The organism is Kitasatospora sp. NPDC007106 (assembly GCF_040634455.1).
GTDB classification, from domain to species: domain Bacteria; phylum Actinomycetota; class Actinomycetes; order Streptomycetales; family Streptomycetaceae; genus Kitasatospora; species Kitasatospora arboriphila.
On the sequence record NZ_JBEYFP010000216.1, the window covers coordinates 1 to 9,046 of the forward strand.

Genomic DNA, 9,046 nt, shown 5'->3' on the forward strand with positions numbered 1-9,046 from the left:
GCCGGGCGGGGCGGCTCAGGAGGCCTTGGCGAGCCAGGCGGTGGCGTTCAGGGCGAGCGCCGCGTCGGTGCCGGCCGGGTCGTTCCAGCCGTCGTACAGGGTGTTGCCGGACTGGCCGGTGCCGTCGTCGATCGGGGAGCTGTCTCCCCAGGCGGCGATCCGGCCGCTGCCGAAGGTGCTGGTGACGAAGAAGGCGCCGGTGTTGCCGCTGTAGCCCGTCCGGTAGACCAGGCCCTTGACGGAGGAGTTGGCGGAGGGGGTGAGGGTGAAGGTGGTGCCGGAGCGCAGGATCGAGCCGGTGACGTTGCCGAAGGCGCCGTGCAGCACCGGGTTGGCGGAGTCGTTGACCGCCCGCGGGTTGTCGGTGCTGATGGTCTTCACGTCGACCGAGAAGCCGAACGGCGAGGTGTTGTCGACGCCGTTGCTGGTGAAGAGGTCGTTGATGATCTCGGGGCTGTCCCAGCCGTCGTTGTTGCGGTCGCTGTTGCTGTGGTCGGAGACGAGGAAGAGCCCGCCGCCGTTCTGCACGAAGCGCATGATGGCGGTCTTCTCGGCGGTGGAGAAGCGGATGTTGGGCTCGGGGATCACGAAGGTGTCGAAGTTGGCGAGGTCGAGCGCGGCGCCGGTGCCGTAGCTGATGGTCGAGCCGGACGGCAGCGTCTTGAGGCTGTAGCCGCCGGCCTTCTGCAGGGCGACGCCCCAGGCGGAGAGGGCGCCCGTCCAGCTCTTCTCGGTGCCGGGGTTGGCGTTCTGGCCGAGCGGGTCGGGCTGGCTGGTGCTGATGACCCAGTCGGCGTTGCCGGCGGTCTCGGCCTTGCTGTTGTCGAAGAGCACCCGGTGGGGGGTGGCGGCCGCGGCCGGGGCGGTGGGCGCCGCGAGGCCGGTGAGGGTGGCCGCCAGGACGGCGCCGGCGGCCAGGGCCGCGTTCGTGCGGATGGTGCGAGTGCCGATCATCTGCCGTTCCTCCGTCGGGAGTTGGGGGATTGGGGGGCAGTGGTACCCGCGCCCGGAACCGCACGCGGACGGTTGGGGTATCCGCGCGTAGATCCGAGCACCGAGCCGAGTATCCGCGCGTAGAAGAGGCTGGAGGAAGACGCGGGAGGTTAAGGGATCGGGTACGTCGTGTGACATGTCCTCCGCGGAATGCGCCCCCGGTGCATCGGTGCAGCTCGGCGTGCCCCGGGTCAGCAGTTGCACATGACTTGCAATTGAGTCCTGGGGGCGAAAGTATGGCCCGGCTCATCCGTCCGCTGCCGGGAGGACTCCCATGTCAACGCCAAGCCGTCTGCGCGACCGGCTCACCCGTGAGGAGTGGATCCGGCTCGCCGGCATGGGCGGCTTCGTGCTGGCCCTCCACGTCGTCGGCTGGTTCACCCTGCTCGCCGTGATCGCCCCGCGCCACTACGACGTCGGCGGCCAGGTCTTCGGCGCCGGCATGGGCCTGACCGCCTACACCCTCGGCATGCGGCACGCCTTCGACGCCGACCACATCGCCGCGATCGACAACACCACCCGCAAGCTGATGGGCCAGGGCAAGCGGCCGCTCTCCGTCGGCTTCTGGTTCTCGCTCGGCCACTCCTCGATCGTCTTCGGCCTCTGCGCGCTGCTGGCCTTCGGCATCCGCTCGCTGGCCGGGCAGGTCGAGTCCGACGAGTCGGCGCTGCACACCGCCACCGGCCTGATCGGCGTCTCCGTCTCCGGCACCTTCCTGGTGCTGATCGGCCTGATCAACCTCGGTGCCTTCAACGGCATCCTCAAGGTCTTCCGCAGGATGAAGGACGGCGAGTTCGACGAGGCGGAGCTGGAGCGCCAGCTCGACAAGCGCGGCTTCCTCAACCGGATCCTCGGCCGGGTCACCCGGGCCGTCACCAAGCCCTGGCACATGTACCCGGTCGGCCTGCTCTTCGGCCTCGGTTTCGACACCGCCACCGAGGTCTCGCTGCTCGTCCTGGCCGGCGGCGCCGCCGCCTTCTCGCTGCCCTGGTACGCGCTGCTGGTGCTGCCGGTCCTCTTCGCGGCCGGCATGAGCCTGCTCGACACCATCGACGGGTCGTTCATGAACTTCGCCTACGAGTGGGCGTTCTCCAAGCCGGTTCGCAAGATCTACTACAACCTCACCGTCACCGGCCTGTCGGTGCTGGTCGCCCTGGTCATCGGCGTCGTCGAGCTGGTCGGCCTGCTCGCCGAGAAGCTCGGCATCACCGCCGGCCCGATCGGCTGGATCGCCGAACTCGACCTCAACATGGTCGGCTACGCCATCGTCGGCCTCTTCGTGGTCACCTGGGCCGGTGCGATCGCCTACTGGAAGCTCGGCAAGGTCGAGCAGAAGTGGTCGGCGGCCGTCCGTGAGCCGGCCGCCGCCGAGGCCGAGTAGCGCGGCCGGGCGGCGCTCCGCGGGCCCCGCGGCCGGCTGGCGGGGAGTCGCACGGAGCACCGGCCGGGCCGGATGTCGTACCGGCGTGCCAGGATCTGCTGCCGTGACGGACACCGACCCTCTCACCGGCCTGGACGACGTGCCCTGGGCCCGACTCCAGCACTCGTACGGCACGGCCGAGGACGTCCCCGGACACCTCCGGGCGATGCAGGCGGGGGTGTGGGAGGGCCGGTACCCGCCGAGTGCGCAGCTCGCGAACCACATCGTGCACCAGGGCACGCGATCGCAGGCCGCGGTGCACACCGTTCCGTTCCTCGTGCGGATGGCACTCGACCCGAGATTGGTCAACAGACATCGGTTCGTCGCTCTGCTGGTCGCCATCGCGATCGGACTGGACAACAACCACCTGCCGAACGGCTACGACCCCCGGGAGGATCGTGCCCACCTGGAGGGGCTGCACGGCGAAGCCGACGACTGGGCCCGGTGGATCGCGGAGGCGGCGGACGACGAGCAGCGCACACAGCGCGAGGGCAGCTGGGCGCAGGTACTCATCGACGCCGAAGCGGTGGTCCACTGCTATGACGCCGTGCGGGAGGCACTTCCCGAACTCGCCGTCCTGCTGAACTCGGACAGCCCCGAACTGCGGGCCGAGACGGCGAACCTGTTCGCCTGGTTCCCCGAGTCCGCGGCGATGTCGGTCCCGCTGTTGCAGGCGTTCGTCGCCGGAGAGGACTCGCCCGGGGCCGCGGCGACGGGGTTGGTCGCCCTCGGTCTGCTCGGCGACCCGGCGGCCGTCCCCTTCGTCGAGCATTACCTGGACAGCCCGGTGGTCGAGCTGCGCTGGGCCTCCGCCTTCGCGTTGACGCGGTGGGGCATCACCGGCCCGTCCGTCGTCGACGCCCTGGTCGAGGTCGTCGCCCGGCCGCCGGAGAGGGCCGGGACGATGTCCTTCCTGAGCGGCTCCTACTGCGCCCTCGCGGCGATGGCCCTGGCCGGCACGTCCGAAGGCGCGACGCTCCGGGCGGTCGAGGCCGTGCTGGCCGGCCTGGCCGGCTGTACGGGCCTCGAAGCGTTCCACGACCGGTACTACACGGCGCGCACGCTGCTCTCGCTGGTCTTCCCGGACGCTCCCGCCGAACCGCCGCAGAGCTTCAACGAGTTGAGCGAGGCGCAGCAGCGGGTCGTGCGCTTCCTCGCCGAGAGCGAGGAGGGCGGCCGGCCGTCGATGGACGCCCTGCGCCGGTGGAAGGTGCCCACCGGACGCCCCGAGCTGCGCGCCTACGCCGGACTGATCGACGCCACGTACCCGGACTCGCAGGAGGCCTGAGGTGCGGACGCGGTGCCGCCCGTGCTCGATATTCGGTTGCGCCGCCGGCAGGAGCGGCTAGTGTGCTGACGTCCTCGCGAACGCCGTGCGAGGACCCGACGTCGAGGAGGTGTGTCCGGATGGTTGCCGCCGTGTCGCGGCGCGCCTTCGCGTGCGCGCCATACGCCTCCCTCGATCGTCACCTCCCCACCGGCTGACAGCGCGTCGCGTCCGACGTACCCGGTGGGCCACTCCCCAGGAGCCACCGCAGTGCGCGAGCGCTTTGCCGACAGCGATTCCTTCTCCCGTATCCGTCCCAAGGGTGGGCCGCGGCGCGGCCGCCGGTCCGACCGGTTCGACGACTTCGAGCCCGAGTACGTCCCCTCCGCGGCCGCGTTCCCGGAGGGCTTCGACGACCCCGCCCCGGCCGTGTCCGACGGCCCGGCCGAGGGCGACCGCTGGTCCACCTGGGACCGGTCCACCCCCACCGAGAAGGGGCCCGAGCCGCGCCCCGACTGGGTGGTGACCGAACTCGCGGCCGTGGACACCGAGCTCGGGATCGTGAAGACCGGCAAGGAGGCCGACGTCTTCCTGCTGGAGCGCGCGGTGCCGGGCACCGGCCGCCGCACCCTGATGGCCGCCAAGCGCTACCGGGACGCCCAGCACCGCATGTTCCACCGCGACTCCGGCTACCTGGAGGGCCGTCAGCACAAGGAGTCCCGGATCACCCGGGCGATGGCCAAGCGCACCGCCTTCGGCAAGGAGGCCATCGCCGGGCAGTGGGCCGGGGCCGAGTTCGCCGCGCTGTGCCGGCTCTGGTCGGCCGGGGTGGCCGTTCCGTACCCGGTGCAGATCACCGGGACGGAGATCCTGATGGAGTTCGTCGGCGACGGGGACGGCGCGGCCGCGCCCCGGCTGGCCCAGCTCCGCGCCGAGGAGGCGGACGTCGAGGACCTGTGGGAGCAGCTCGGCCGCAGCCTGTCGCTGCTCGCGGTCGACGGCTACGCGCACGGCGACCTCTCCGCGTACAACATCCTCGTCCACGACGGCCGGCTGGTGATCATCGACGTGCCGCAGATCGTCGACGTGGTCGCCAACCCGCGCGGGCTGTCCTTCCTGGAGCGGGACGTGCGCAACGTGGGGGCCTGGTTCGTGTCGCGGGGCCTGCCCGAGGGGCGGGTGGAGGAGCTGGTCGGCTCGCTCGCCGCGGACGCGCGGCTGGGGTAGCCGGGCGGGCCGTCCGTACCGGGCAGACCCCTCGCGGCCTGCCCGGTACGGACCCTGACGGTGCCTCGGCGGCGGGAGGGCGAGCGGCGTCTGCCGAGAGTTAACGCAGGATGTCTTGTCGCGTCACCTTCTACGCGCGTATCTTACTGCACGGTATCTACGCGAGTAGTCACCAACTCTGACACACCCTCAGCACCCGGCGAGCCCACGTCCGCCGGGTGACCGTGCTGCCCGCACGCGGTGGACCCGCGTCCGCCGGCAGATTAAGGAGCCCCTCCCGGTGACCGAAACCACCGCCGCCCGCAACCCCCGCTCCCGCCGGAGACTGCTGCGCGCGACCGTGCTGTCCTCCTCCGTGGCGGCCTCGCTGGTCCTCGTGCCGCTGCCCTTCGCCACCGCCGCGCCCTCCGCCGACGCGGTCGTCTCCGAGGTCTACGGCGGCGGCGGCAACTCGGGCGCCACGCTGAAGAACGACTTCATCGAGCTCGCCAACAAGGGCGGCGCCGCCTTCGGCCTCGACGGCTGGAGCGTCCAGTACATCTCCGGCACCCCGGGCGCCAGCAGCACCTGGAGCGTCACCCCGCTGAGCGGCGCGATCGCGCCCGGCGGCCGCTTCCTGATCGCCGAGGCCGCGGGCACCGGCGGCACCGTCGCCCTGCCCACCCCGGACGCCTCCGGCACCCTCGCCCTGTCCGGCACCTCCGGCACCGTCGCGCTCGTCCAGGGCACCACCCCGCTGACCTGCAAGACCGCCGCGGACTGCGCCGCCGACACCCGGATCCGCGACCTGGTCGGCTTCGGCACCGCCGTCGTCCACGAGGGCAGCGCCTCCGCCGCCGGCGCGAGCAACACCGCCTCGGTCGCCCGCGGCGCCGGCCTGCCCGACACCGACGACAACGCCGCCGACCTGAAGGCCGGCGTGCCCACCCCGGTCAACAGCAAGGGCGAGACCGCCGACGCCGGCGACGGCTCCGGCTCCACCGGCCCGACCGAGCCCGGCACCGTCCGCATCCACGACATCCAGGGCAACACCCGGATATCCCCGAAGGCCGGCAGCACCATCCCCGGCATCCCCGGCATCGTCACCGGCGTGCGCACCACCGGCTCCAAGGGCTTCTGGATCCAGGACGCCACCCCGGACGCCGACCCGGCCACCAGCGAGGCGGTCTTCGTCTACACCGGCAGCGCCGCCCCGACCGTCAAGGTCGGCGACTCGGTGCTGGTCACCGCCAAGGTCACCGAGTACTACCCGTCGTTCACCGGCGGCAGCCAGTCCGTCACCGAGCTGAGCGCGCCGAAGACCACCGTGCTCTCCTCCGGCAACCCGCTGCCCGCCGCCGTCCGCCTCGACGGCCGCAGCATCCCCGCCGCCTACGCCCCCGAGGCCGCCGGCGCCACCATCGAGAACCTGCCGCTGCAGCCCGCGGCCTACGCGCTCGACCTGTACGAGTCGCTGGAGGGCATGCGGGTCGAGGTCGCCGACGCCCGCGTCGTCCAGGCCACCGACAAGTACGGCGAGCTGTGGGTGGACGCCTCCTGCGAGGACCCGGCCACCCGCCGCGGCGGCGTCGTCTACCTCGGCTACGACAAGCCGAACACCGGCCGCCTGATGGTGCAGTCGCTGATCCCGGCCGCCGAGGGCGCCTTCCCGGTCGCCAACGTCGGCGACCGCCTCACCGGCACCACCGTCGGCCCGCTCGACTACAACCAGTTCGGCGGCTACACCGTCGCGGCCACCACGATGGGCGCGCTCAAGGACAACGGGCTCAAGCGCGAGGTCACCGCCCGCCCGCTGCCGAGCGAGGCCACCATCGCCACGTACAACGTGGAGAACCTCGACCCGTCCGACCCGGACGAGAAGTTCGCCCAGCTCGCCCAGGGCATCGTCACCAACCTGCGCTCGCCCGACGTGGTCGCCCTCGAGGAGATCCAGGACGACAACGGCGCGGTCAACGACGGCACCGTCACCGCCGGCGCCACCGTCGCCAAGTTCGTCGCGGCCATCAAGGCCGCCGGCGGCCCGGCCTACGAGTGGCGCTCCATCGACCCGGTCGACGGCAAGGACGGCGGCGAGCCCGGCGGCAACATCCGCCAGGGCTTCCTCTTCAACCCCGCCCGGATCTCCTTCACCGACATCCCGGGCGGCGACGCCACGACCGCGGTCGACGTCACCGGCACCGGCAAGGCCACCGCGCTGACCGCCTCCCCGGGCCGCATCGACCCGGGCAACGAGGCCTGGACGACCAGCCGCAAGCCGCTGGTCGGCCAGTTCTCCTTCAAGGGCAAGCCGGTCTTCGTGATCGCCAACCACTTCAACAGCAAGGGCGGCGACCAGGGCATCGACAGCCGCTTCCAGGCCCCGACCCGCAGCTCCGAGGTGCAGCGGACCAAGCAGGCCGCCGTCGAGCACGCCTTCGTGGCGAAGCTGCTCGCCGCCGACCCGGGCGCCCGCGTGGTCTCCCTCGGCGACTTCAACGACTACCAGTTCTCGCCCGCGCTGCAGACCCTCACCGAGGGCGGCGTGCTCCGCGACCTGGTCAACGAGCTGCCGGCGTCCGAGCGCTACTCGTACGTCTACCAGGGCAACTCCCAGGTGCTCGACCACATCCTGGTCAGCCCCGGCCTGAAGCGCCAGCACGTCGACTACGACGTGGTGCACGTCAACAGCGAGTTCGCCGCCCAGGCGAGCGACCACGACCCGCAGATCGTGCGCATCAAGCCGTGACCCGCGGCTGAACGGCGGGGCGCGGCCCGGGACTTCCCCCGAGCCGCGCCCCGCCCGCGTTCCCGTCGACCCGCCGCCCGCGCCCGTTCCGCCGTCAGAGGGCCCGAGCGTGACGCGGTTCACAGGAAAAGGGTGACAGGACGCTGTCGCGGGCAACCGGCACAGTCGGGGTCATGACGATCACAGACGAGGACTGCCTCTCCGAGACCCTGGCGTTCAACGCGCAGTTCGAGGCCGCCGCCGCGGGCCGCCCGGCCCGCGGACGGGCACCCGACGCCGCCGTACTGGCCCACCTGCGGCGCAACCGGCTCGGCGGGGACACCCCGCCGGTGAGGCTGGCGCACGGCCGGGACCGCACTGTCGCGGGCGGCGTCCGGGTGAGGGTCTTCGTCCCGGAGCAGGTGACCGGCGTCTACCTGCACATCCACGGGGGCGGCTGGGTGTTCGGCTCCGCGGACGGCCAGGACGAGCGGTTGTGGGGGCTCGCCGAGCAGGCCCGGCTGGCCGTGGTGAGCATCGACTACCGCCTCGCCCCCGAACACCCCTTCCCCGCCGGGCCCGACGACTGCGAAGCCGCAGCGTCGTGGCTGGTGGAGCACGCGGCGTCCGAGTTCGGCACCGAACGGCTGCTGATCGGCGGCGAGTCGGCCGGCGCCCACCTCGCCGTGCTGACGCTGCTGCGCCTGCGCGACCGGCACGGCCTCACCGGAGCGTTCCGCGCGGCCAACCTGCGCTACGGCGTCTACGACCTGTCGATGACACCGAGCCAGCGCAACTTCGGCCCACGCCGGCTGCTGAGCAACACCGACTCCCTGCAGGGCAGTTACGAGCTGTTCACGCCCGGGGCGGGGGAGGAGGGGCGCCGCAGCCCGGAGATCTCGCCGCTGTTCGCGGACCTCACCAGGCTGCCGCCCGCCCGGATCGTCGTCGGTACCGAGGACCCGCTGCTCGACGACTCGCTGTTCCTGGCCGCCCGGTGGCGGGCGGCGGGCGGGCGCGCGCACCTCGGCGTCGTCGCCGGTGCGATGCACGGCTTCACCCTCTTCCCGCTGACCGCCACCGAGCGGGAGGTGCGGCGGGAACGGGACTTCCTGGCCGCCGCGTGAGGGTAGCGTCGACGGCATGAAGCGAACCGCCCGACTGTACACGCTGGTCGAGGAGTTGCGCGCGGCGGCGCCGCGACCCCTGACGGTCGCGGTGCTCGCCGGGCGGTTCGAGGTCAGCGGGCGAACGGTGCAGCGCGACCTCCAGACCCTGATGGAGGCCGGCGTCCCGGTGCGTGCCGTGACCGGACGAGGCGGCGGCTGGTCGGTCGACCCCGGGACGACGCTTCCGCCGATCCACCTCACCGCCGAGGAGGCCTCGGCGCTGACCGCCGCGCTCGCCGCGGTCGGCGCCGCCACCCCCTACGCGG

The 9,046-nt window shown here is 72.4% G+C and carries 7 protein-coding genes; 6 read left to right on the forward strand and 1 reads right to left on the reverse strand.

The window, feature by feature from the left end; translation table 11 throughout:
• Window positions 1–15: 15 nt before the first annotated feature.
• Window positions 16–954 (reverse strand): hydrolase, encoded by a 939-nt coding sequence (locus ABZ641_RS18255; protein WP_359982975.1) that lies wholly within the window; start codon window positions 952–954, stop codon window positions 16–18.
• A gap of 313 nt (window positions 955–1,267) precedes the next feature.
• Between ABZ641_RS18255 and ABZ641_RS18260 the strand changes: the two genes are divergently transcribed.
• The 6 genes from ABZ641_RS18260 to ABZ641_RS18285 form a co-directional block, all read left to right on the forward strand.
• Window positions 1,268–2,374 (forward strand): HoxN/HupN/NixA family nickel/cobalt transporter, encoded by a 1,107-nt coding sequence (locus ABZ641_RS18260; RefSeq protein ID WP_359982978.1) that lies wholly within the window; start codon window positions 1,268–1,270, stop codon window positions 2,372–2,374.
• A 103-nt stretch (window positions 2,375–2,477) separates the two neighbouring features.
• A complete protein-coding gene (locus tag ABZ641_RS18265) occupies window positions 2,478–3,701 on the forward strand; it encodes a HEAT repeat domain-containing protein (protein ID WP_359982981.1) in 1,224 nt (407 codons plus the stop codon).
• Window positions 3,702–3,950: 249 nt separating this feature from the next.
• A complete protein-coding gene (locus ABZ641_RS18270) occupies window positions 3,951–4,907 on the forward strand; it encodes an RIO1 family regulatory kinase/ATPase (protein ID WP_344623116.1) in 957 nt (318 codons plus the stop codon).
• 280 nt (window positions 4,908–5,187) lie between these two features.
• Window positions 5,188–7,632 carry an endonuclease/exonuclease/phosphatase family protein gene (locus tag ABZ641_RS18275; RefSeq protein WP_359982985.1) on the forward strand — a complete coding sequence of 815 codons (2,445 nt, stop codon included), beginning with the start codon at window positions 5,188–5,190 and terminating at the stop codon, window positions 7,630–7,632.
• A gap of 173 nt (window positions 7,633–7,805) precedes the next feature.
• Entirely contained in the window at window positions 7,806–8,738 is a 933-nt protein-coding gene (locus ABZ641_RS18280) for an alpha/beta hydrolase (protein ID WP_359982987.1), read from the forward strand.
• 16 nt (window positions 8,739–8,754) lie between these two features.
• On the forward strand, window positions 8,755–9,046 hold a 292-nt coding region (locus ABZ641_RS18285), incomplete at its 3' end, for an HTH domain-containing protein (protein ID WP_359982990.1).